The organism is Pseudomonas sp. GL-B-19 (genome assembly GCF_019956415.1).
Classification (GTDB): domain Bacteria; phylum Pseudomonadota; class Gammaproteobacteria; order Pseudomonadales; family Pseudomonadaceae; genus Aquipseudomonas.
Map to the genome: position 1 here is coordinate 1 of NZ_JAHBDK010000016.1, position 23928 is coordinate 23928.

The window sequence follows — 23928 nt, forward strand, 5'->3', positions numbered from 1 at the left end:
GCGATGGCAGGCTTGAGTACGCCATCGCCGGCAAGCCGGGCTCCTACAGAGGCGTGATCCGTTGCGCGAATCCCCGTCACTCATCCAATGAAACAGGCTCACAAGGTGAAAAATATGCGCCGGCGCTTTATAGTGGCCGACCTCCGTTTCATCAAGTAGCCGAGCCCCATGTCCGAGCCACGCAAGATCCTCGTCACCAGCGCCCTGCCCTATGCCAATGGTTCGATCCATCTTGGCCACATGCTGGAATACATCCAGACCGATATGTGGGTGCGTTTCCAGAAGCACCGCGGCAATCAATGCATATATGTCTGCGCCGACGACGCCCACGGTTCGGCGATCATGTTGCGCGCGGAAAAGGAAGGCATCACCCCGGAACAACTGATCGCCAACGTCCAGGCTGAACACAGCGCCGACTTTGCCGAGTTCCTGGTGGACTTCGACAACTTCCACTCCACTCACGCCGAAGAAAACCGTGAGCTGTCGAGCCAGATCTACCTGAAGCTGCGCGACGCCGGGCACATCGCCCAGCGCTCGATCACGCAGTACTTCGACCCGGAAAAGAAAATGTTCCTGGCCGACCGCTTCATCAAGGGCACCTGCCCGAAATGCGGCACCGAAGACCAGTACGGCGACAACTGCGAAAAATGCGGTGCGACCTACGCGCCAACAGATCTGAAGGATCCGAAGTCGGCCATCTCTGGCGCCACGCCGGTGCTCAAGGATTCCCAACACTTCTTCTTCAAGCTGCCGGACTTCCAGGAGATGCTGCAAACCTGGACCCGCAGCGGCACCCTGCAAGACGCCGTGGCCAACAAGATCGCCGAATGGCTGGACGCCGGCCTGCAACAGTGGGACATCTCCCGCGATGCGCCGTACTTCGGTTTCGAGATTCCTGACGAGCCAGGCAAATATTTCTACGTGTGGCTGGATGCGCCAATCGGCTACATGGCCAGCTTCAAGAACCTGTGCGACCGCACGCCGGAGCTGGACTTCGACGCGTTCTGGGGCAAGGACTCCACGGCCGAGCTTTACCATTTCATCGGCAAGGACATCGTCAACTTCCACGCCCTGTTCTGGCCAGCCATGCTCGAAGGCGCCGGCTTCCGTAAACCGACCGGCATCAACGTGCACGGCTACCTGACCGTCAACGGTCAGAAAATGTCCAAGTCCCGTGGCACCTTCATCAAGGCGCGGACGTATCTGGATCACCTGTCGCCGGAATACCTGCGCTACTACTACGCAGCCAAGCTGAGCCGTGGCGTCGACGACCTCGACCTGAACCTCGAAGACTTCGTGCAGAAGGTCAACTCGGACCTGGTCGGCAAAGTCGTCAACATCGCCAGTCGCTGCGCCGGTTTCATCCATAAAGGCAACGCTGGTGTGCTGGTGGCGGGCAATGCTGCGCCTGAGCTTACCGACGCGTTCCTGGCGGCTGCGCCGAGCATAGCCGAGGCTTACGAGGCTCGCGACTTCGCCCGTGCCATGCGTGAAATCATGGGCCTGGCCGACCGTGCCAACGCCTGGATCGCCGACAAGGCACCGTGGTCGCTGAACAAACAGGAAGGCAAGCAGGACGAAGTCCAGGCCATCTGCGCACTGGGCATCAACCTGTTCCGTCAGTTGGTGATTTTCCTCAAGCCGGTCCTGCCGCTACTGGCCGCCGACGCCGAGGCGTTCCTGAACGTCGCACCGCTGACCTGGAACGACCACGCGACCTTGCTCAGCAACCATCAGCTGAACGAGTTCAAGCCGTTGATGACCCGCATCGACCCGGTAAAAGTGCAGGCCATGAGCGATGCTTCCAAAGAAGACCTGACCGCCAGCGCAACCGACACCGGCGAAGCTGCACCGGCCGGCAACGGCGAACTGGCCAAGGATCCACTGTCGCCAGAGATCGAGTTCGACACCTTTGCTGCGGTCGACCTGCGCGTTGCGCTGATTCTCAAGGCCGAACACGTGGAAGGTGCTGACAAACTGCTGCGCCTGACCCTGGACATCGGTGACGAGCAACGCAACGTGTTCTCCGGGATCAAGAGCGCTTACCCGGATCCGTCCAAGCTCGATGGTCGCCTGACCATGATGATTGCCAACCTCAAGCCACGGAAAATGAAGTTCGGCATCTCCGAAGGCATGGTGATGGCGGCCGGCCCTGGCGGTGAAGAAATCTACCTGCTCAGCCCTGATAGCGGCGCCAAGCCAGGTCAGCGCATCAAGTAAGGTTGTGCGGTAAATCGATCCCACAGTCGTGCCTGACGCGACTGTGGGATTTTCATATCTGGCCCACCCTCCGTCCTTGCCGGATAATGCCTAAGCTTTTTAGACCGCTCCGTTAAAAAGCCCCTGTTCTTGCCGGCACGATCATGACCGAGATGCTTCTTACGCTTATCAGCGCTGCCCTGATCAACAATGTTGTGTTGCACTGGCCGCTGGGCGCCGATCCGCTGTTGGGTAACGAGCATCGGCAAGTGCACGCGCTGGGCATTGCGACATTCTGTTTGATGCTGGTGGTCGGCGTGTTGGGCTACTCAGCTGACCGCTGGCTGCTGGTCCCTCTGGAACTGACGTCGCTGCGCCTTTTCGTGTTCTTGCCACTAAGCGTTTTGTTGATTGGACCGTTGTTGAAAGTGCTGTCGCAGGCCCTGCCAACGCTGGCGTTCGACGGTCTCTGGCCGCTTCTTTTGGGCAACGCTGGCGTGCTCGGGCTGGCGCTGCTCAACGCTCAGGACGATAAAGGATTCTTTCACGCCACCTTCCTGAGCCTCGGTGCAGGGTTGGGGTTTTGGCTGGTGCTGAGCCTGTTCAGCGATTTGCGCCAACGCACACTCGATAACGATGTTCCCCTGCCCTTTCGCGGCCTGCCGATCGAGCTGATCGGCGCCGGATTGATCGCGGTGGCATTTCTCGGATTTAGCGGACTGATCAAAACATGAGTTTGATTCAACGCATCGACGCCCTCTTGCCGCAGACTCAATGCGGCAAATGTGGCCACCCTGGATGCAAGCCCTACGCCGAAGGCATCGCCAGCGGCGAGCCAATCAACAAGTGCCCGCCCGGCGGCAGCGAAACCATCGCGGCCCTCGCCGAACTGTTGAAAGTACCGGTGCTGGAACTGGACATCAGTCGCGGCTCGGCCCCGGCGCAGATTGCCTATATTCGCGAAGCCGAATGCATCGGTTGCACCAAATGCATCCAGGCCTGCCCGGTGGATGCCATCGTCGGTGCAGCCAAGTTGATGCACACGGTGATCATCGACGAGTGCACCGGTTGCGACCTTTGCGTAGCGCCCTGCCCGGTAGACTGCATCGAGATGCGACCGTTGCCGCTGGCCACCGTATTGCCGATTGTCGGGGGCTTGGCCTTCAGCCTTGAAGAGCAACGAGCTCGCGCCGCCAAACGCGACCATGCACGGCGCCGATTCGAACAGCGCAATGCCCGCTTGCAGCGCGAGGAACAACAGAAACTCGCTGAACGCCAGGCCCGTGCGCAACGCACCGTTGTGCACACTGAAGTGACGACGCTCGACCCGGTACAGGCAGCGCTTGAACGCGTGCGCGCACAAAAAGCGGCGAGCGCCGATGCGGCGTTGAAAAAGGCCAAGATCGATCTGGCGATGAGTCGGGCGCAACTGAACAAGTCGCTCAAGGCCTTCGGGCATCCACCGACCTTCGAGCAGCAGTCGCAACTGATCGTGCTTCAGCAACAGTTCGAAGCCGCCGAACAGGCTTTGGCACAACTGGAAAGCAGTTCACCGCCAGTCCCGACACCGGTTGCCCCGGCGAAGGACGCCGAGTTGAAACGGGCGAAGATCCAGTTGGCCATGCGCCGCGCCGAACTCAAGAAAGCCCAGACCAACGACGCACCGGCCGAACAGATCGAAGCCCTGCAACGCGCACTCAACGAGGCGGAACAGGCCTTGCACATCGCTGAAGCGGCAAGCGAGCAGCCGTTGCCAGACCTGACGCGAGTCGAAAAGCGTCCCATCGATAGCCAGCTTCGACAGCTGAAAACCGAATTGGCCTACGCCCGTGCCGACGTCAGCAAACTCGAACGAGGTGCGGACACCCCAAGCGAATTGATCGACAAGGCCCGCGCGCGCTTGCTGGAAGCCCAGCGCCAGGTGGATGCCTATGTCGCCCCTTGAGTCAGTGGACGAACGCCTTCAGCAGGCCATGAAGCTGGTGTTGCTGGCCACCCTGCCGGGAATGCTGACGTTGTTCTGGCTGTATGGCTGGGGCGTATTGATTAACCTGATGCTGGCGGCCGCTACCGCGCTGGCGGTTGAAGGCGCCGTGTTGCGACTGCGCCAGCGCCTGCTCAAACCGACATTGAGTGACGGCAGTGCGCTGGTCAGTGCGACGCTACTGGCACTGGCGTTGCCGCCCTACTGCCCGTGGTGGTTGACGGTCTGTGCGGCGGCGTTCGCGCTGCTCGGTAAACAGCTGTATGGCGGCGTTGGCAAGAATCCGTTCAACCCGGCGATGCTCGGCTTCGCCCTGGTGCTGGTGGCCTTTCCCCAGCAAATGACGCACTGGCCGTCTTCCCACGGCATGGACTTGCTGGGCGGCTTGCAACAGGTTTTCGGATTCAACCTCAGCGCTACACCAGATGCCTGGTCCCAGGCCACCGCGCTGGACAGCCTGCGAATCAACAAAAGCCTGACCATGGACGAACTCTTCGCCGGTAACCCGGCATTCGGCCATTTCGGCGGACGCGGCGTGGAATGGGTCAACCTGGCCTTTCTGTCTGGTGGCGCATTTCTCCTGCAACGGCGGGTGTTCAGCTGGCATGCGCCGGTCGGCATGCTCGCCAGCCTGTTCGTCATCAGCCTGCTGTGCTGGAACGGTTCAGGCTCCGACTCCCATGGCTCCCCCCTGTTTCATCTGCTGACCGGCGCCACCATGCTGGGGGCTTTTTTCATTGTCACAGAACCGGTTTCCGGCGCCAAAAGCGCTGGTGCCCGGTTGCTCTTTGGTATCGGCGCAGGCTTGTTGACTTACCTAATACGGACCTGGGGTGGCTATCCGGACGGCGTGGCATTTGCCGTGTTGCTGATGAACCTTTGTGTGCCAGCGCTGGAGCGCTTTGTCGCGTCCAGGCAGGAAGTGACCCCATGAGCCGAGCCTCCAGCGTGGTGATTCTGGTGCTGCTCGCCGGGCTGGGAGTCGGAGCGACCTACTTCGTGCAACGCATTAGCGCTCCGCGCATTGCCGCTGAACAACGGTTGATCGACAGCCGCAACCTGCTCGACCTGCTACCACCGGCAACTTACGACAATCAACCGTTGGAACAGCCGCTCAACCTCGCCAACATCACGCTGCCCAACAGCACGCTGCTGGGCGGCTACCTGGCGGCCAAGGCCGGCCAACCGAGCGCGGTATTACTGCGCAGCCAGACCATGGGCTACGAAGGCTCAATCGAATTGCTGATTGCCATCGATCCCAACGGCAAATTGTTGGGAGTCAAAACCCTCAAGCAATCGGAAACTCCGGGACTGGGTGGCAAGATCGGCGACTGGCCCAATACCTGGCTCCAGGCATTTGCCGGCAAGTCTCGAAGCGATCCCGACGACGCTGGCTGGGCCCTGAAAAAGGATCAGGGGCAATTCGATCAGGTGGCGGGTGCAACCAGCACCTCAAGGGCGGTGATCAGTGCCATTCACGACGCGTTACGCTACTTCGATGAACACCGCCAACAATTGATCGGGGGTAACGTCCATGACTAAGTCATCGACCCTGAAAAACTCGTTGATGCTTGCGCCCCTGATCGGCGCCACGACGTCCTGGATGGCGGCGCTGGGGTTGTGGCTGATGTTCATTGTGGTGATCAGCGCTTATGGCGTTGGCATGTGGGCCTTGCGATCCCGACTGGTTCCGTCCGCCCGCTTGCTTGCCTGCCTCCTGCTGGCCGCCACGCTCACCAGCTGCGCGCAAATGGCCGCACAAGCCTGGTCACTTCAATGGCACCAACCGGTGGCGCTTTACGCAGGATTGATCGCCCTGCAATGTGTTGTGCTGGAGTACAACGGTTTCTTTCAGAGCCCACGTCTTGATCGGTTGCGACTGTGCGCTCTGTTTGGCGCGCTGATGGTCGGCCTGGGCCTGCTTCGCGAACTGGTTGGCAACGGTGGCCTGCAGCTCGCCACGCTGGCCCCCGGCGGGTTCATTCTGCTGGGAGTGTTGATCGCCGCACGTCAGGCCTGGCCCCGCTCGACGCCCTCACCTTGATTGACTGTTTTTAGGAAACGCATTGCCCATGAATGCCGCAAAACGTTTGGAAATTTTCCGCAGGTTTCACGAAGACAACCCGGAACCGAAGACTGAACTGGCCTATTCATCGCCATTCGAATTGCTGATTGCCGTGATTCTTTCCGCCCAGTCGACCGATGTCGGCGTCAACAAGGCCACCGCCAAACTCTATCCCGTGGCCAATACACCGGCCGCGATCCATGCGCTGGGCGTCGAGGGCCTGTCGGAATACATCAAGACGATCGGTTTGTTTAACAGCAAAGCGAAAAACGTGATCGAAACCTGTCGACTGCTGGTGGAGCGCCATGGCGGCGAAGTGCCGCAAACCCGCGAGGAACTGGAAGCGCTACCCGGCGTCGGCCGCAAGACGGCGAACGTGGTGCTCAATACTGCCTTTCGCCAACTGACCATGGCGGTGGACACCCACATTTTTCGGGTCAGCAACCGCACCGGCATTGCTCCCGGCAAGAATGTAGTCGAGGTGGAGCAGAAACTGATGAAGTTTGTGCCCAAGCAATACTTGCTGGACTCCCATCACTGGCTGATCCTTCATGGGCGCTACGTGTGCCTGGCCCGCAAGCCCCGCTGCGGCAGTTGCCGGATCGAAGATTTGTGCGAATACAAGCAAAAGACCTCGGACGATTGAGGCACTATTAGATTTATTGATCCATCGATTGAAAAAATCTTTTTTACCCGCCGGTCGATTGTCGATATAAGGAGCGCCAAAGGCAGTCTTAGCCTGGAGTTGACCTTATGAGCACTGGCAAAGAGCAATTGGACGTAGAAGACGACTTCACACCCGTTGAGGCCGATGACGCTGAACCGGTGGTTGAAGTGGCAAAGACCAACCTGAGCAAACGCCGCACCATCGACAATTTGCTGGAGGAGCGCCGACTTCAAAAGCAATTGGCCGATTACGATTTTGACCTTTAACACCTAAAAGCCTCCCGAAACGGAGGCTTTTTACTAAGTGCCGATCCCTGATGAGCGCCTCCTCATCAGCCGTTAGTGGCACTTAAACCAGACCATTGCGTTGAGCCAGTTCGATCAAATCGACCAGGGAGCGCGCATTGAGTTTCAACAACAGGCGAGTTTTGTAAGTACTGACGGTTTTATTGCTGAGGAACATTCCATCGGCAATCTCCTTATTGGTCTTGCCTCTGGCCAACTGTTGCAACACCATCATTTCGCGCCCGGACAGACGATCCACCATATCGGCTTCACTGGCATTGCCAAGACTGGACCGTACGGTATGCAACGCTTGATTCGGAAAGTAACTGTAGCCTGAAAGAACGGCTTTTATCGCACTGAGCAATTCAGTGAGGTCCTGCTGTTTGCAAACATAGCCTGCAGCCCCTGACTGCATACAACGCATGGAAAAATGCCCGGGCGCTTGTGAAGTCAATATCAACACTTTAAGAGGCATCGCCGTCGATGTCAGTCGCGCAATGACTTCCAGCCCATCCAGCTTCGGTATTCCAATATCCAGAATGACAATATCCGGCATAAGTTCGCGGGCCAGTTGTAATGCGTCCACGCCGTTATCTGTTTCTGCAATGACTTCGTAGCCATGGCGCTCCATTAGCATACGTACCGCAAGACGAATGACGGGGTGATCATCCACGATCAGCACTTTATTCATGGGCAAGTCCAATTTTCGCTGTTCGAATTTTTAGAGCCCGCACAATAGCCTAGTCGTTTCATCCATGGCATGCCGCCCCCCTCAGCGACCCACACCGAGAGACATTCCCTACAAACAAGAAGGATAATTCTTACAAGATTTGCACAAATACTGTGTTTCTTAAATTTTATCCGTCCATCAGCGCGCGGCTTTTTGAAATTTTTGTGTATCGAATTACATCCTAAAAAATTAATGGGGCAGGACAGTGAACGTGCAGCCCGACAAACACCGGCGATTGGGCTACGCTTAAAAAACAACCAACACTTCAACCCTAAACACTCACACCTTGGAGGCGCAGCATCAACCACCTGGCCAACATAATGCTAATAGATCAACATCGAGCAACACTCCAGCATTAAAGATCAACATAACTCTTCTTAAAACACGAACAGCAGCTATACCCGACCCACTATTAATCCAGCTACTATAAGACCCACTAGAAACCCAACTAAAAGGACCCACAAAATAACAACAACTCCAATACAACCAAACTAAAATACACTTGAGAAACCCAAACTTACAAATCGAGAAAAGATAGTCCTTTATGAGCAAAAAACATGATAAAACCCAAATCAAGAATTACCAACCCCATGACAATCATCGCGGTATTTGCAACACTATCTGAAACTTCAGCTGCCATTTCGCTCCCCTTTCTCGATAATGATGAACGCAAGATTTACATCTGGTTCCTTATCAGCTTCCCCTTTTATTTGCTTTTCCTATTCTTCGCCACACTCAACTTCAACTACCGATCACTGTACGCCCCCTCTGATTTTGAGAAGGGAAAACATTTCATAAAGGTGATGGCCAACGCTGATCAATCGGAAAGTTTCGCACCGACAGACTCGACCAAGCACTGGATTGAGCATCAGGTACGGTTACCGGCATTGCTAAAGGATCTACACATCGTTGATGTACGAAGGATGAGCAAAAAAATGGAATTCAACACGTTGATCGAGAAGGTCCAGGCACCTCAAGCCCCCTCTGCACGGTTGATCGTATTTCTTACGTGTACCGATTCAGAAGCGCTACTGAAAGAAAGCGCGCTCAAGTATTCAAAGCAAACAAGGAAACGCAGCCACACAGCGTTCTGGGTCGCTTATAACGTGAGTTCACAGGGTGTGACGACTATGGCTTGAGTGCCCGATAGTCGAACAGGACAACTCTCTAAAACTCAGAGAGAGAAAAATGCAGAAGGAATGGTACGAGTAACAAGAAGAACGTTGAAAAACACAAGGCGCGACAGGAAAAACTTCCCTTTTCAGAATTGTGGCCTTGTCACCGACAAGGCCACAGCTCTATGACTGCTTCAACGGGCTCAGAACAGCTTCCGGCCTTTGTTCGCAGCAATGCGCATACGCAAGGCGTTGAGCTTGATGAAGCCCGCCGCGTCGGCCTGGTTGTAAGCGCCGCCGTCTTCTTCGAAGGTTGCGATGTTGGCATCGAACAACGATTCGTCAGACTTGCGACCCGTAACGATCACATTGCCCTTGTACAGCTTCAGGCGAACAACGCCGTTCACGTGGGCCTGGGACGCATCGATCATTTGTTGCAGCATCAGACGCTCAGGGCTCCACCAGTAACCGGTGTAGATCAGGCTGGCGTATTTCGGCATCAGCTCGTCTTTGAGGTGAGCCACTTCGCGGTCCAGCGTGATCGATTCGATCGCACGGTGAGCGCGCAGCATGATGGTGCCGCCTGGGGTTTCGTAGCAGCCACGGGACTTCATGCCCACGTAACGGTTCTCGACGATGTCGAGACGACCGATACCGTGTGCACCACCGATACGGTTCAGGGTCGCCAGCACGGTGGCCGGGGTCATTTCGACGCCGTCCAGTGCAACGATGTCGCCGTTACGGTAGGTCAGTTCCAGATATTGCGGTTTGTCTGGAGCGTTCTCCGGGGAGACGGTCCATTTCCACATATCTTCTTCGTGCTCGGTCCAGGTGTCTTCCAGCACGCCGCCTTCATAGGAGATGTGCAGCAGGTTGGCGTCCATCGAGTACGGGGATTTTTTCTTACCGTGACGCTCGATCGGGATGTTGTGCTTTTCAGCGTAATCCATCAGTTTTTCACGGGACAGCAGGTCCCATTCGCGCCACGGAGCGATCACCTTCACACCTGGCTTCAAGGCGTACGCGCCCAGTTCGAAGCGAACCTGGTCGTTGCCCTTGCCGGTGGCGCCGTGGGAAATGGCGTCAGCGCCGGTTTCGTTGGCGATTTCAATCAGGCGTTTGGCGATCAACGGACGAGCGATGGAAGTACCCAGCAGGTACTCGCCTTCGTAAACGGTGTTGGCGCGGAACATCGGGAAAACGAAATCGCGCACGAACTCTTCGCGCAAGTCGTCGATGTAGATCTCTTTGACGCCCATGGCCTGCGCCTTGGCGCGCGCAGGTTCGACCTCTTCGCCCTGACCCAGGTCAGCGGTGAACGTCACCACTTCACAGTTATAAGTATCCTGCAGCCACTTGAGGATCACCGAAGTGTCCAGGCCGCCGGAATACGCCAGAACGACCTTGTTTACGTCCGCCATGCCATCACTCCACGGGATTCTACGGAAAGCCGGGAAGTCTACCGCTCAAACGCGGTAATTTACAGAGGCGCGACAGCTTAAGACGACGAAGCGACAGAATCTGTCGAGAGCGCGACGATGACCGGCGAGTCAGGAATTTGCCGGGGTACTGCTCGTAGCAATTTGTGGCGCGACTTGTTCTGTCGGTGCCACACGCTCCAGTCGCACCGCAACTCGACGATTTTTCGCGCGATTGCCTGCGTTGGTGTTCGGCGCCACAGGGTAGCGCTCACCATGGAAGCGCATAGTGATCTGCGATTCCTGAATGCCGTTGGCTTTGAAATAATCCATCACCGCCAAGGCGCGGCGGCGTGACAGCTCACGGTTGGTCAGGCGATTGCCACTGTTGTCGGAGTGCCCGTCAAGCTCGATATGATTCACCGACGGATCAGCCTTCATGAACTCGAGCATCACCTGCAACTGCGCCTTGGCCTGGGGGCTGAGGTCGATACTTTCGCCCGGGAAACCGATTTCGGACCTTTTAACCTGTTCGAAATTCTTCGGCAGCAGTTTCGCCACGCAACTCTGATAGTCGCTGAACGCCTTGTTGAACTTGACCGGCAACAGTCGTACTTCCGACACCCGGCCATCGCCGGAAGTATGCCGGATCACCGGGCTGCGGCCATCGATCAATCCGCTGATCAAGCGCCCGGCCTGAGCTTGCGAGCTATTGAACAGCACATTGCCGCTGCCGATTCTGACGGATCCCAGGTTGATATCGCCCCGCCCCGGCTGCCAGGGTGCGGCGGCCGCCAGCAACGTCGCCGAACCGCCACCGATCATCGAGTTGTAGGCATTCAAACGAAACGTCGCCTGCTCGCCGGCACGGCGCACGAATTCGCCCGAGCCGAAATCAGTGACCGGCTGAGTCAGGCGGCATTCGAACTTGTCACCTTCGACCGTCCACGTGATGCTCTCCAGAGGTGTCTGGAAAGTCAGCGCCATTGCAGGAAGGCTGGCAAACACACTGAGCAAGGCTAAATAACGCTGGCGCACGGGAGGCTCCACTGGCTTCTACGACAAAAAGACCGACACACGCATGTTTACGGCATACCTCGTTCATATCGGTAAGTTCCTGCAAAACTTGATAGCGAGTGCCTGCAAGTGTCTTTTCCGGTAGCATTCCCCTGAGTTTGACCCGCCTGGAATTCCCTCATGTCCGACCGCCTGACCCTGCTGCGTCCCGACGACTGGCACATTCATCTTCGCGATGGTGCCGTGTTGACCAATACCGTTGCGGATGTCGCGCGTACCTTTGGTCGCGCCATCATCATGCCCAACCTGGTACCTCCTGTGCGTAACACCGCTGAAGCCGATGGCTATCGCCAGCGGATTCTCGCTGCACGCCCGGCCGGCAGTCGCTTCGAACCGTTGATGGTGCTGTACCTGACCGACCTTACCCAGCCTGAAGAAATTCGCGAGGCCAAGGCCAGCGGTTTCGTGTACGCCGCCAAGCTGTACCCGGCCGGCGCGACCACCAACTCGGATTCTGGCGTCACCAGCATCGACAAAATCTTCCCTGCGCTTGAGGCCATGGCCGACGTCGGGATGCCTTTGCTGGTTCACGGTGAAGTCACCCGTGGCGATGTCGACGTGTTCGACCGCGAAAAAATCTTCATTGATGAGCACATGCGTCGTGTAGTCGAGCGTTTCCCGACGCTCAAAGTGGTGTTCGAACACATCACCACCGCCGATGCCGTGCAGTTCGTCAACGAGGCTTCGGCCAACGTCGGCGCGACCATCACTGCGCATCACCTGCTGTACAACCGCAACCACATGCTGGTGGGCGGGATTCGGCCGCACTTCTATTGCCTGCCGATTCTCAAGCGCAATACGCACCAGGAAGCCCTGCTCGACGCCGCCACCAGCGGCAGCGAAAAATTCTTCCTGGGCACCGACTCGGCTCCCCACGCCCAGCACGCCAAAGAAGCCGCGTGTGGCTGCGCCGGTTGCTACACCGCTTATGCCGCCATCGAGATGTACGCCGAAGCGTTCGAACAACGCAACGCGCTGGACAAGCTCGAAGCCTTCGCCAGCCTCTACGGCCCGCGCTTCTATGGCCTGCCAGCGAACACCGACCGCATTACCCTGGTCCGCGATGAGTGGACCGCCCCAACCAGCCTGCCATTTGGCGAGCTGACCGTTATCCCGCTGCGCGCCGGTGAAAAACTGCGCTGGCGCCTGCTGGAGGAACACGCGTGAGTGAAGACCATTTCGACGACGAACAGGACGGTCAAGGCGGAGGTGGTCCTCGTCATCCGATGGCTGCCAGATTCCGTGGCTACCTGCCGGTTGTCGTCGACGTAGAAACCGGTGGTTTCAACTCGGCCACCGACGCCCTGCTGGAAATTGCGGCAACCACCATCGCGATGGACGAGAAAGGGTTTGTGTACCCCGATCACACCTACTTCTTCCGTGTGGAGCCTTTTGAAGGCGCGAACGTCGAAGCGGCCGCGCTGGAATTCACCGGGATCAAACTTGATCACCCGCTGCGCATGGCGGTGAGTGAAGAAGCCGCGCTGACCGATATCTTCCGTGGCATCCGCAAGGCTCTGAAAGCCAACAGTTGCAAACGGGCAATTCTGGTCGGCCACAACAGCAGCTTCGACTTGGGCTTCCTCAACGCAGCGGTCGCACGCCTGGATATGAAACGTAACCCGTTTCATCCGTTCTCCAGCTTCGACACCGCGACCCTTGCAGGTCTGGCTTACGGTCAAACCGTACTGGCCAAGGCCTGTCAGGCAGCCGATATCGACTTCGACGGTCGCGAGGCTCACTCGGCTCGCTATGACACCGAGAAGACAGCAGAGCTCTTCTGCGGCATCGTCAATCGCTGGAAACAAATGGGCGGCTGGGAAGACTTCAACGACTGATCTTGTTGATTTATCCCGCGCATAAAAAAACCGGCCTCATCAGAGGCCGGTTTTTTATTGCCTGACGCTTGGGCTTACAGCGCCGCAGCGTTCTCGGTCAGGTAAGCCGCAACGCCTTCGATCGAAGCGGTCATGCCTTTGTCGCCTTTTTTCCAGTTGGCAGGGCAAACTTCGCCGTGCGCTTCGTGGAATTGCAGAGCGTCGACCAAACGGACCAGCTCTTCAATGTTACGGCCCAGCGGCAGGTCGTTGATGATCTGCGAACGGACAACGCCTTTGTCGTCGATCAGGAACGCGCCACGGAAAGCCACGCCGCCTTCGGACTCAACGTCGTAGGCCTTGGCGATTTCGTGCTTGATGTCGGCAGCCATGGTGTAACGAACTTCGCCGATACCACCATTGTTTACCGGGGTGTTACGCCAGGCGTTGTGGGTGAAGTGCGAGTCGATCGATACGGCGATCACTTCAACGTTGCGGGACTTGAAGTCAGCCATGCGGTTGTCCAGAGCGATCAGCTCGGACGGGCAAACGAAGGTGAAGTCCAGTGGGTAGAAGAACACCAGGCCGTATTTGCCTTTGATGGCCGACGACAGGGTGAAGCTGTCGACGATTTCGCCATTGCCCAGTACAGCTGGAACGGTGAAGTCCGGGGCTTGTTTGCCTACGAGTACGCTCATTGAAAATCTCCTGGTCTATTAACGTGAAGAACTGGATTCGCATCAGCCTGCCACCCTCAGGCGACAGCCCTGTGACACGATCCCCTTCGAAGGACCGACCATCATACACGGCGTTTTTGAGCTGTCCTCAACGGTTTTTTGCAGGAGCGTAAATTTACCGTTGTTACAGTGACCGGGAGATTACCCGGATGAAAACCGTTCGTCGGTCACGTCCGCTTTTAACGCGAAGCCTTCAGAAAGCACTTTGACAATCATTCTCGTTAACATTAAGATCCATCGCAATTGAGTCACAACCAGCGACGGTTTTCACTTATGTATGTCTGCCTCTGCACTGGCGTCACCGACGGTCAAATCCGCGATGCAATCTATGAAGGTTGCTGCAGCTATAAGGAAGTCCGTCAGGCCACTGGCGTAGCCAGCCAATGCGGCAAATGCGCCTGCCTTGCAAAGGAAGTGGTTCGCGAAACCCTGACCAAATTGCAATCGGCCCAGGCAGCCATACCTTTCCCTGTAGAATTTACTGCCGCTTAATTACTTAGTTTCAAAGAACCGGACTTGATGTCCGGTTTTTTTATGTCTGAAAATCAACTGCTTACGCCCTAGACGCGGAACACAAACATTCTTATTCCGATTAATTTTCATATAAGTTTCAATAACTTAGGTTTGACACTCTTACATACGCGGCTCAAACTCAGCCTTATAGACAGCTACTTAGGGCAGGACCCCATCATGAAAGGCGACGTTACAGTCATCCAGCATCTCAACAAGATCCTTGCCAATGAGCTGGTCGCGATCAATCAATACTTTTTGCATGCCCGCATGTATGAAGATTGGGGCCTGAACAAGCTTGGCAAGCACGAGTACCACGAATCCATCGACGAGATGAAGCACGCGGACAAGCTGATCAAGCGCATCCTGTTCCTTGAAGGCCTGCCGAACGTCCAGGACCTGGGCAAGCTGCACATCGGCGAACACACCAAGGAAATGCTTGAGTGCGACCTGCGTATCGAACGCATTGGTCATGCCGATCTGAAAGTCGCTATTGCTCATTGCGAAACGGTTGGCGACTTCGGTAGCCGTGAACTGCTCGAAGACATTCTTGAGTCCGAAGAAGAACATATCGACTGGCTGGAAACCCAACTGGGCCTGATCGATAAAGTCGGTCTTGAGAACTATCTGCAATCGCAGATGGGCGAAGACGAGTAAGTTAGCGCCCGCTAAACTCGAGACACTAAAAAGCCCCGCACTCTTTTAAAGAGGCGGGGCTTTTTTAATGCCCCTGTAGGAGCATGGCTTGCCAGCGATGAACGATGACGCGGTGTTCTTGCTAAACCGCGGCGCCTGCATCGCGAGCAAGCTCGGCTCCTACAGAGACCGAATCAGGCTTCGGTCTTGTTGGCAGCAGCCGCTTCAACAGCCGCTTTGATCGTGGTCTGCAACGAACCGTCAGCAGCCATCTCAGTCATGATGTCGCTACCACCGACCAGCTCACCACCGACCCACAGTTGCGGGAAGGTTGGCCAGTTGGCGTATTTTGGCAGGTTGGCGCGGATTTCCGGGTTCTGCAGGATGTCCACGTACGCAAACTTTTCGCCACATGCCATCACGGCCTGCGCGGCTTTCGCGGAGAAGCCACACTGCGGGGCATTCGGCGAACCTTTCATGTAAAGCAGAATGGTGTTGTTAGCAATCTGCTCTTTAATCGTTTCGATGATATCCATGGAGCACCTCGGCTGAACTTTCCGACTCAGAGGTCGGCTCGGTGGCGCATTGTAACGGAAACCCGAGCGCCATGCTCGGTCTGCCCGACAGACACGATCACGCCGCCACCACCGTCACCGGCACCCCGTTCAACGCCGCATTCCCCGACAACTCATCAAGCTGACACTCGTCAGTCAGGTCGTTGGCACTGGAACCCGGCTGACCACTGGCAATCGTCATCTGCACACCCGGCCGCGCATGCCCCCAGCCGTGCGGCAGGCTGACCACGCCTCTCATCATGTCCAGGGTGGCGAGCACTTCCACTTCGATCATGCCAACCCGCGAACTCACCCGCACGCGCTGGCCGTCATTGAGCCCGCGACTGGCCAGATCGTCCGGGTGCATCAGCAATTGATGGCGTGGCTTGCCCTTCACCAGACGGTGATAGTTGTGCATCCACGAGTTGTTGCTGCGCACATGACGGCGACCAATCATCAGTAACTGATCAGCACCCGGTGCCTCTAGCGCGGCGAAGCGCGCAAGGTCGGCAAGGATCGCCGGCGGCGCTGCCTGCACTCGTTGATTGGTGGTTTTCAGGCGTGGCGCGAGGTTGGATTTCAGTGCGCCCAGGTCGATCCCATGAGGATGATCGAACAAGGTTGCCAGCGAGAGTTTATGCTCCGAAGCGTCGCCATATAGCCCCATCCGCAAGCCAAGATCGATCATTCGCGCTGGCGCGATGGTTGGCTTCAATTCCTTGCCGGTCCTGGCGGCAAACGCCTTGGCAAGGCCGACGAAGATCTCCCAGTCATGCAGGGCACCTTCAGGCTTGGCCAGAATCGCCCTGTTGAAGCGAGTCACGTTACGCACCGCGAACATGTTGAACGTCGTGTCGTAGTGATCGTTTTCCAGCGCCGAGGTCGACGGCAGAATCAGGTCGGCATAGCGCGTGGTTTCATTGATGTACAGGTCGACGCTGACCATGAACTCCAGGCCATCCAGCGCCTGCTCCAGTTGCCGGCCATTGGGTGTTGATAACACCGGATTGCCGGCGACGGTGATCAGCGCGCGCACCTGCCCTTCCCCTTCGGTGAGCATTTCTTCGGCCAAGGCCGACACCGGCAGCTCACCGCCGTATTCCGGACGACCGGACACGCGGCTTTGCCAGCGATTGAAATGCCCGCCCGACGTGGACGCCACCAAATCCACCGCCGGCTCGGTGCACAGCGCGCCACCGACCCGATCAAGGTTGCCGGTGACCAGATTAATCAGTTGCACCAGCCAATGGCACAGCGTACCGAACGCTTGGGTCGAAACGCCCATGCGGCCATAACACACCGCTGTCGGCGCCGCCGCGAAATCCCGGGCCAGTTGGCGGATCTGTTCGGCCGGCACCGCGCACAACGGGCTCATGGCTTCGGCGGTGAACGTGGCGATGGACTGACGCACATCATCCAGACCGTCAACCGGCAGATGGCTGTCACGAGTCAGATTTTCAGTAAACAAGGTATTGAGCAACCCGAACAACAAGGCCGCATCGCCACCCGGCCGCACGAATAGATGCTGGTCGGCCATCACGGCGGTTTCGCTGCGGCGCGGGTCGACCACCACCACTTTGCCGCCCCGGGCCTGAATCGCCTTCAAGCGTTTTTCTACATCCGGCACGGTCATGATGCTGCCGTTGGACGCCAGAGGATTACCGCCCAGGATCAGCATGAAATCGGTGTGATCGATGTCCGGGATCGGCAACAACAACCCATGGCCGTACATCAAATGGCTGGTCAGGTGATGCGGCAACTGATCGACCGACGTTGCGGAAAAGCGGTTGCGGGTTTTCAGCAGACCGAGGAAGTAATTGCTGTGGGTCATCAACCCGTAGTTATGCACGCTGGGGTTGCCTTGGTACACCGCCACCGCGTTCTGCCCGTGCCGCTCCTGAATCGCCGCCAGGCGCTCGGCGACAAGGTTGAAGGCGTCTTCCCACGCGATAGGCTGCCACTCGCTGCCCACTCGCAGCATCGGCTGACGCAGACGATCCGGATCGTTCTGAATATCTTGCAGGGCCACCGCTTTGGGGCAGATGTGCCCGCGGCTGAACGTATCCAGCGCATCGCCCTTGATCGAGGTGATTTGCACAGCGCCATCGACCTCGGAGGTTTCGATGGTCAGGCCGCAAATTGCCTCACACAGGTGGCAGGCTCGGTGATGGAGAGTCTTGGTCATGGCCAGTCTCTGTCTTGTTCTGGGCGGGCAATATCGGCCGCGGGAACAAAACTATGGCGCCAGACCCGCCACTGCGCCAGCGACGTTCGTCTTGTGAATCGGCGACTATCAGGCCAGCCGATGGCCGCTCGCAATTGCGTCACTCGTCAGCTAGTTATAACCCAGCACCTGGCAGTAGAAAACACATCGGCAGCTCACCATGAAGACACACGTCACCGGGCTTGAGAAGCCTTCAACGCCTTCTTCTTTAGAGGTGAAATCAATGCCGTCCATATGCCCCCGACAGCCAACCAAAGCATGACCCCAGACCCGATCAGGATGATCGCTTTCTGGTTTGCCAGGATACCCAGTTGATGAGGTTCAGCTTGATAGACCTGCAACGCAATGTCGACGACGCTCACTACGGTAAACCACGCGACCACTAATGCTGCTCCATGCTTCAGGTCAGGCGTTGAGCGGTAGAGCAGTGAAGCCCCCAGATAGATTCCAGTTGCGATCAATCCACCCACCACCAAACACTGGGTCGAATCAATCTGCACTCGTATCGTCCTTGAAATTCTTCACCCCGATAAAAGCACCAATGATGGCTCCCACCACTGCGCTCGGGAGCCCGGGGTAAATCGTGCTGGCGATAATCGCGAAGCCCATGACCGTGGAAAGCACAGCCATATCAAAAGCCGGAGAAACACGGCGAAGACGTGTCAGGCCCGCGTACCCGGTTTTTTCGATCGACATACAGGGTTCCCTCCATGGGGTGTTTTTGACTTGATTCAGTCGACATCTCGCAATGAGGCAGAGGATACCTGAGCATGACCAGATACCGGCTTGTAAAACCGTAACAGTAAACAACGCCAACCTTGAAAAACCAGGCCTTTGCGGCCCGCAGCCCCCAAACAGGTGCGCGCGCTGAATCCGCGCGCCTCAATACAGCGGTTATTGCATACCCGCTTGTGCACCGTGTACAAATGCTGGTCTGGACTTTAGCGACGAGATCAACCACTTCGCCCGCATCGAACAGTTGCAGCGCTGCAACCGTTGGAAGCGGTAAAAATAAGCCCCCTATTGGTAAGACGCGACATTTAATTATAAGATCGCGCCTTCCCCTATTTCGTCGCCCCGTGCGGCTTACGCCGCAGGTCTCGCCCGTTGTTCCGTTAAACAAGGCTTTGAGCATCTGCGGTTTGTAGCAAAAAGGTAGTCAATGATGAGCGCAAGGCACTTTCTCTCCCTGATGGATTGCACGCCCGAAGAGCTGGTCAGCGTGATCCGTCGAGGCGTTGAGCTCAAGGACCTGCGTAACCGCGGCGTACTGTTCGAGCCTCTGAAAAACCGCGTCCTGGGGATGATTTTCGAGAAGTCCTCGACCCGCACCCGGATCTCCTTCGAAGCCGGCATGATCCAGCTCGGCGGCCAGGCGATCTTCCTGTCCCCGCGCGATACGCAACTGGGCCGTGGCGAGCCGATCGGCGACTGCGCCATCGTCATGTCGAGCATGCTCGATGCGGTGATGATCCGAACCTTTGCCCACAGCACCCTGACCGAATTCGCCGCCAACTCCCGTGTGCCAGTGATCAACGGCCTGTCCGACGACCTGCACCCGTGCCAGTTACTGGCCGACATGCAAACCTTCCTCGAACATCGCGGTTCGATCCAGGGCAAGACCGTGGCCTGGATCGGCGACGGCAACAACATGTGCAACAGCTATATAGAAGCGGCGATCCAGTTCGACTTCCAGCTACGCGTTGCCTGCCCTGAAGGCTATGAACCCAACCCTGAGTTCGTGACCAAGGCCGGCGACCGGGTGACCATCGTCCGCGATCCAAAGGACGCTGTGCGCGGCGCCCACCTGGTGAGCACCGACGTCTGGACCTCCATGGGCCAGGAAGAAGAAACCGCCAAGCGCTTGAAGCTGTTCGCGCCCTACCAGGTCAATCGCGCCCTGCTCGACCTCGCAGCAGACGATGTGCTGTTCATGCACTGCCTGCCGGCCCACCGCGGCGAAGAGATCAGCGTCGACCTGCTCGACGACAAACGCTCCGTGGCCTGGGATCAAGCGGAAAACCGGCTTCATGCACAAAAGGCCCTGCTCGAGTTTCTCGTTGAACCGGCGTATCACCACGCATGAGCCAGCCATTACTGCTTAACCTGCGTAACCTCGCTTGCGGCTATCAAGACCAGCGGGTCGTGCAAAACCTCAACCTGCATTTGAATGCCGGTGACATCGGTTGCCTGCTCGGCTCCTCGGGTTGCGGCAAGACCACCACGTTGCGGGCGATTGCCGGTTTTGAACCAGTGCATGAAGGTGAAATCACGCTGGCGGGCGAGACGCTTTCCCGCGCCGGCTTCACCCTCGCTCCGGAGAAACGCCGGATCGGCATGGTGTTCCAGGACTACGCGCTGTTTCCGCATTTGAGCGTGGCCGACAACATCGCCTTCGGGATCCGCAAGCACCCGCAAAAGGACCGCGTCACCGAAGAGCTGCTGGAACTGGTCAACCTGAAAAACCTCGGCAAGCGATTCCCGCATGAACTGTCCGGCGGCCAGCAACAGCGTGTTGCCTTGGCCCGCGCCTTGGCGCCGGAACCGCAACTGCTGCTGCTCGACGAACCGTTCTCCAACCTCGATGGCGAACTACGGCGCAAACTCAGTCATGAAGTGCGCGACATTCTCAAGGCCCGTGGCACCAGCGCGATTCTGGTAACTCACGACCAGGAAGAAGCCTTCGCGGTCAGCGATCATGTCGGCGTGTTCAAGGAAGGTCGCCTGGAACAATGGGACACCCCCTACAACCTGTATCACGAACCGCTGACACCGTTTGTAGCCAGCTTCATCGGCCAGGGTTATTTCATCCGTGGCCAGTTGAGCAGCCCGGAGTCGGTGCAGACCGAACTGGGTGAGTTGCGCGGTAATCGTGCCTACACCTGGCCAGTCGGTAGTGCGGTGGATGTGTTGCTGCGTCCGGACGATATCGTTTATGCGCCAGACAGTGCATTGAAGGCGCGGATTGTCGGCAAGTCGTTCCAGGGCGCATCGACGTTGTACCGGTTGCAGATGCCGACCGGGGCGCAGCTGGAATCGATTTTCCCGAGTCATGTGGATCGGCAGGTCGGTGCTGACGTCGGTATTCGTGTGGCGGCTGAACACCTGGTGTTGTTTCAGGCGTCCGGTAGCACTGCCGCGCAGATTCCGGCAGTCGAATCGGGTGTGCGCCGCTACAGCAACGCCAACTGACTCCCCCGCTTCTGTAGGAGCAAAGCTTGCTCGCGATAGCATCGCCGCGGTTTAGCTGACGCACCGCGTCATCGTTCATCGCGAGCAAGCTTTGCTCCTACAAAGATCAGCGTTAACCCAGCATCAACGTTCCGCTCGCAACCAGCGTCGCATTCCCGCCAATCTTCACTCGGTCGCCTTCCAGCCGGCAGAACAATTCCCCGCCGCGTTTCGAGCATTGATAAGCGGTCAGGCTCGATTTACCCAACCGTTTCGACCAATACGGAATCAGGCTGCAATGAGTCGAGCCGGTCACCGGGTCTTCGTTGATGCCAATCGCTGGCGCGAAATAGCGGGAGACAAAATCATGCTTGCTGCCTTTGGCGGTCACGATCGCCCCCGGCCAGGGCAACTTAGCCAGCGCGACCATGTCCGGCTGGCAATCAAGCACAGCCTGCTCGGACTCCAGCACCACAAACAACTCGTTTGAACCCAGCACATCGACCACTTCGACACCCAGGGCGCGCTCGACGTCCAGGGTGACGCCCACTTGCGCCGCAGTAATCGCCGGGAAGTCCAACCACAAACGCTCGCCGTCACGGCTCACACTCAATGGTCCGGACTTGCAAATGAAGTCCAGACGCTCGGTGGGTTCTTTATAGATTTCAAACAACACATAGGCGCTGGCCAACGTCGCGTGGCCGCACAACGGCACCTCCGTGGTCGGGGTAAACCAGCGAATGTGCCAACCCTGTCCTTCGCGCACCACGAAGGCAGTTTCGGCCAGGTTGTGTTCAGCGGCAATTTTCTGCATCAGCTCATCGGCGAGCCACGCATCGAGTCGATAAACCATCGCCGGGTTGCCACTGAACGGCCGATCACTGAACGCATCGACCTGGTGAAATTCAAGTTGCATGACCTTCTCCCTTTTGTCAGGTCAACCAGCATGCCGCGCTGGACTGACCCGCACCAGTGACAGCGCGGTCTGATTTTCACCATACAGCGCTGCACCTCATCACTGACTTCAAACGCGGCCGATATCGGCGAACTTGGCCTGAGTGTGTTCCGCCAAAACTGCCGGCGCCAACTCGACTTCCAGGCCACGCCGACCGGCACTGACAAAAATGCTGGCAAAAGGCTGAGCCGAATTATCGATAAAGGTGCGCAAACGCTTTTTCTGCCCCAGCGGGCTAATGCCGCCCAACAAATAACCGGTGGATCGTTGCGCAGCAGCCGGATCGGCCATTTCGACTTTTTTCACGCCCGCTGCATGAGCCAGATGCTTCAAATCCAGACTCCCGCCAACCGGCACCACCGCCACCAGCAATTCACCTTTTTCGCTGGCCGCCAGCAAGGTCTTGAACACCTGCGCCGGGTCGAGCCCCAGCTTCTCTGCAGCCTCCAATCCATAGGACGCGGCTTTGGGATCATGTTCGTAACTGTGCACACGATGTTCGGCTCGAACTTTTTTCAACAAATCCAATGCGGGGGTCATGACAGCTCCAGACTGGGCGGCAGTAGAAAAATCCTGCGCTGGATTCTAGGTCATTGACTCGCAAAAGGCTCTATTGCGCCCCTGTTTTCAAGGGCAGGCGGCGCTTTTTACCGTTCGTCCGCGCAAGAAGCGCCGAATGAACAACTCGATCATTCACATGACTAATAGTTGAATTATGACTGATAGTTCACTTTCGACCTTTGACAGCCATGTTTCTTGTCTATATTTTTTCGAATCTGAATACGAACGAAAAGTCCTACCGCAGCACCGAGCAGTAAGCCAAAACCAGGATGGGGATCCTGGCTTGGTGAAAATCGCGCTTCGACCATGATGAAAAAAGCGCCAGACAACAAAAACAACTGAGGTTTTCAATGACAACTGCTTTACAACAACCGTCGCTTTCGAGCCAATGCATGGCCGAGTTTCTGGGGACAGCGCTGCTAATTTTTTTCGGTACAGGCTGTGTCGCCGCGCTCAAAGTCGCGGGCGCCAGCTTTGGCTTGTGGGAAATCAGCATCATCTGGGGCGTCGGCGTCAGCATGGCGATCTACCTGACCGCAGGAATTTCCGGCGCGCATCTCAACCCCGCTGTCAGCATCGCCCTGAGCATTTTCGCTGACTTCGAAAAACGTAAATTGCCGTTTTATATTCTCGCCCAAGTCGCGGGCGCCTTCTGCGGCGCACTTTTGGTTTACACGCTGTACAGCAATCTGTTCTTCGATTTCGAACAAATCCACCATATGGTTCGTGGCACCCAGGCAAGCCTGGAATTGGCGTCGGTGTTTTCGACCTTCCCCAACCCGGCCCTGACCACCGCCCAGGCGTTCCTGGTCGAAGTGATCATCACCGCGATCCTGATGGGCGTGATCATGTCCCTGACCGACGACAACAACGGTCTGCCAAACGGGCCGATGGCGCCGCTGCTGATCGGCTTGCTGATTGCGGTGATTGGCAGCTCGATGGGGCCACTGACCGGTTTCGCGATGAACCCGGCGCGTGATTTCGGACCGAAGCTGATGACTTTCTTCGCTGGCTGGGGTGAAATTTCCTTCACTGGCGGACGTGATACTCCGTACTTCCTGATTCCTGTTTTTGCACCGATTGTCGGTGCCTGCCTCGGTGCTGCCGCTTATCGCGGGCTGATTGCCCGTCATCTGCCCAGCGCCACACCTGCTACAAAGGACGCAACACCGGCCATTGACGGCAAACCAAGAACTTCTTGATACCGTAGGCGCATGATCCTGC

The 23928-nt window shown here is 57.3% G+C and carries 26 protein-coding genes; 16 read left to right on the plus strand and 10 right to left on the minus strand.

Going from position 1 to position 23928, the window contains the following annotated elements:
• Window positions 1–168 precede the first annotated feature (168 nt).
• From metG to KGB06_RS04290, 8 genes are all read left to right on the plus strand, one after another.
• Window positions 169–2220 (plus strand): methionine--tRNA ligase, encoded by a 2052-nt coding sequence (metG, locus tag KGB06_RS04255; RefSeq protein WP_223512075.1) that lies wholly within the window; start codon window positions 169–171, stop codon window positions 2218–2220.
• Between the two features lie 143 nt (window positions 2221–2363).
• Entirely contained in the window at window positions 2364–2933 is a 570-nt protein-coding gene (locus tag KGB06_RS04260) for an Rnf-Nqr domain containing protein (protein WP_223512076.1), read from the plus strand.
• Window positions 2930–4144 carry an electron transport complex subunit RsxB gene (gene rsxB / locus KGB06_RS04265; RefSeq protein ID WP_223512077.1) on the plus strand — a complete coding sequence of 405 codons (1215 nt, stop codon included), beginning with the start codon at window positions 2930–2932 and terminating at the stop codon, window positions 4142–4144. Before KGB06_RS04260 ends, rsxB begins: the two co-directional genes overlap by 4 nt.
• On the plus strand, window positions 4131–5117 hold the full coding sequence (locus KGB06_RS04270; protein WP_223512078.1) for an RnfABCDGE type electron transport complex subunit D: 987 nt from the start codon (window positions 4131–4133) through the stop codon (window positions 5115–5117). The genes rsxB and KGB06_RS04270 overlap by 14 nt, the downstream gene beginning before the upstream one ends.
• Window positions 5114–5725, plus strand: a complete 612-nt coding sequence (locus tag KGB06_RS04275) for an RnfABCDGE type electron transport complex subunit G (RefSeq protein WP_223512079.1) — start codon at window positions 5114–5116, stop codon at window positions 5723–5725. The genes KGB06_RS04270 and KGB06_RS04275 overlap by 4 nt, the downstream gene beginning before the upstream one ends.
• Window positions 5718–6227, plus strand: coding sequence for an Rnf-Nqr domain containing protein (locus KGB06_RS04280; protein WP_223512080.1), 510 nt, complete (start codon window positions 5718–5720; stop codon window positions 6225–6227). Before KGB06_RS04275 ends, KGB06_RS04280 begins: the two co-directional genes overlap by 8 nt.
• 28 nt (window positions 6228–6255) lie before the next feature.
• Window positions 6256–6894 carry an endonuclease III gene (gene nth / locus KGB06_RS04285; RefSeq protein WP_007943576.1) on the plus strand — a complete coding sequence of 213 codons (639 nt, stop codon included), beginning with the start codon at window positions 6256–6258 and terminating at the stop codon, window positions 6892–6894.
• A gap of 107 nt (window positions 6895–7001) precedes the next feature.
• Window positions 7002–7181, plus strand: a complete 180-nt coding sequence (locus tag KGB06_RS04290) for a PA3496 family putative envelope integrity protein (RefSeq protein WP_007898493.1) — start codon at window positions 7002–7004, stop codon at window positions 7179–7181.
• An 82-nt stretch (window positions 7182–7263) separates the two neighbouring features.
• On the opposite strand, the gene KGB06_RS04295 is transcribed toward KGB06_RS04290, so the two are convergent.
• Window positions 7264–7890, minus strand: coding sequence for a response regulator transcription factor (locus KGB06_RS04295; RefSeq protein WP_007943575.1), 627 nt, complete (start codon window positions 7888–7890; stop codon window positions 7264–7266).
• 596 nt (window positions 7891–8486) lie between these two features.
• On the opposite strand from KGB06_RS04295, the gene KGB06_RS04300 reads away from it, so the two are divergent.
• Window positions 8487–9068, plus strand: a complete 582-nt coding sequence (locus KGB06_RS04300; RefSeq protein ID WP_223512082.1) for a hypothetical protein — start codon at window positions 8487–8489, stop codon at window positions 9066–9068.
• A 179-nt stretch (window positions 9069–9247) separates the two neighbouring features.
• Here the strand turns inward: KGB06_RS04300 and KGB06_RS04305 are convergent, their stop codons facing one another.
• Together KGB06_RS04305 and KGB06_RS04310 are read right to left on the minus strand one after the other, a co-directional pair.
• Window positions 9248–10465, minus strand: coding sequence for an argininosuccinate synthase (locus KGB06_RS04305; protein WP_223512083.1), 1218 nt, complete (start codon window positions 10463–10465; stop codon window positions 9248–9250).
• A gap of 129 nt (window positions 10466–10594) precedes the next feature.
• Window positions 10595–11500: a flagellar protein MotY gene (locus tag KGB06_RS04310; protein ID WP_223512084.1), complete on the minus strand. Its 906-nt coding sequence runs from the start codon at window positions 11498–11500 to the stop codon at window positions 10595–10597.
• A gap of 159 nt (window positions 11501–11659) precedes the next feature.
• Between KGB06_RS04310 and pyrC the strand changes: the two genes are divergently transcribed.
• Together pyrC and rnt are read left to right on the plus strand one after the other, a co-directional pair.
• Complete coding sequence (gene pyrC / locus KGB06_RS04315; RefSeq protein ID WP_223512085.1) at window positions 11660–12706, plus strand: dihydroorotase; 1047 nt, start codon at window positions 11660–11662, stop codon at window positions 12704–12706.
• Window positions 12703–13377, plus strand: a complete 675-nt coding sequence (gene rnt / locus KGB06_RS04320; protein ID WP_223512086.1) for a ribonuclease T — start codon at window positions 12703–12705, stop codon at window positions 13375–13377. Before pyrC ends, rnt begins: the two co-directional genes overlap by 4 nt.
• Before the next feature lie 74 nt (window positions 13378–13451).
• Here the strand turns inward: rnt and KGB06_RS04325 are convergent, their stop codons facing one another.
• Complete coding sequence (locus KGB06_RS04325) at window positions 13452–14054, minus strand: peroxiredoxin (protein ID WP_223512087.1); 603 nt, start codon at window positions 14052–14054, stop codon at window positions 13452–13454.
• 312 nt (window positions 14055–14366) lie between these two features.
• Here KGB06_RS04325 and KGB06_RS04330 point away from each other — a divergent pair, with 312 nt between their 5' ends.
• The gene (locus KGB06_RS04330) at window positions 14367–14585 is read left to right on the plus strand and encodes a bacterioferritin-associated ferredoxin (protein WP_007943567.1); all 219 of its coding nucleotides are present in this window, start codon (window positions 14367–14369) and stop codon (window positions 14583–14585) included.
• Between the two features lie 198 nt (window positions 14586–14783).
• On the plus strand, window positions 14784–15260 hold the full coding sequence (gene bfr, locus KGB06_RS04335; RefSeq protein WP_046026484.1) for a bacterioferritin: 477 nt from the start codon (window positions 14784–14786) through the stop codon (window positions 15258–15260).
• A gap of 173 nt (window positions 15261–15433) precedes the next feature.
• Here the strand turns inward: bfr and grxD are convergent, their stop codons facing one another.
• From grxD to KGB06_RS04355, 4 genes are all read right to left on the minus strand, one after another.
• Window positions 15434–15775 carry a Grx4 family monothiol glutaredoxin gene (gene grxD, locus KGB06_RS04340; protein WP_007943565.1) on the minus strand — a complete coding sequence of 114 codons (342 nt, stop codon included), beginning with the start codon at window positions 15773–15775 and terminating at the stop codon, window positions 15434–15436.
• Window positions 15776–15872: 97 nt separating this feature from the next.
• Window positions 15873–17978, minus strand: a complete 2106-nt coding sequence (locus KGB06_RS04345; RefSeq protein WP_223512088.1) for a molybdopterin oxidoreductase family protein — start codon at window positions 17976–17978, stop codon at window positions 15873–15875.
• 212 nt (window positions 17979–18190) lie between these two features.
• Window positions 18191–18517 carry a hypothetical protein gene (locus KGB06_RS04350; RefSeq protein ID WP_223512089.1) on the minus strand — a complete coding sequence of 109 codons (327 nt, stop codon included), beginning with the start codon at window positions 18515–18517 and terminating at the stop codon, window positions 18191–18193.
• A complete protein-coding gene (locus tag KGB06_RS04355; RefSeq protein WP_223512090.1) occupies window positions 18507–18713 on the minus strand; it encodes a hypothetical protein in 207 nt (68 codons plus the stop codon). The genes KGB06_RS04350 and KGB06_RS04355 overlap by 11 nt, the downstream gene beginning before the upstream one ends.
• 469 nt (window positions 18714–19182) lie before the next feature.
• Here KGB06_RS04355 and argF point away from each other — a divergent pair, with 469 nt between their 5' ends.
• Entirely contained in the window at window positions 19183–20103 is a 921-nt protein-coding gene (gene argF / locus KGB06_RS04360) for an ornithine carbamoyltransferase (protein WP_223512091.1), read from the plus strand.
• Window positions 20100–21209 carry an ABC transporter ATP-binding protein gene (locus KGB06_RS04365; RefSeq protein WP_223512092.1) on the plus strand — a complete coding sequence of 370 codons (1110 nt, stop codon included), beginning with the start codon at window positions 20100–20102 and terminating at the stop codon, window positions 21207–21209. The genes argF and KGB06_RS04365 overlap by 4 nt, the downstream gene beginning before the upstream one ends.
• Window positions 21210–21321: 112 nt before the next feature.
• On the opposite strand, the gene KGB06_RS04370 is transcribed toward KGB06_RS04365, so the two are convergent.
• Both KGB06_RS04370 and ybaK read right to left on the minus strand, forming a co-directional pair.
• Window positions 21322–22104, minus strand: a complete 783-nt coding sequence (locus tag KGB06_RS04370; protein ID WP_223512093.1) for a PhzF family phenazine biosynthesis protein — start codon at window positions 22102–22104, stop codon at window positions 21322–21324.
• Window positions 22105–22212: 108 nt separating this feature from the next.
• Window positions 22213–22683, minus strand: coding sequence for a Cys-tRNA(Pro) deacylase (gene ybaK, locus KGB06_RS04375; protein ID WP_223512094.1), 471 nt, complete (start codon window positions 22681–22683; stop codon window positions 22213–22215).
• A gap of 371 nt (window positions 22684–23054) precedes the next feature.
• On the opposite strand from ybaK, the gene KGB06_RS04380 reads away from it, so the two are divergent.
• Complete coding sequence (locus tag KGB06_RS04380) at window positions 23055–23906, plus strand: MIP/aquaporin family protein (protein WP_223512095.1); 852 nt, start codon at window positions 23055–23057, stop codon at window positions 23904–23906.
• The last annotated feature ends 22 nt before the right edge of the window (window positions 23907–23928 follow it).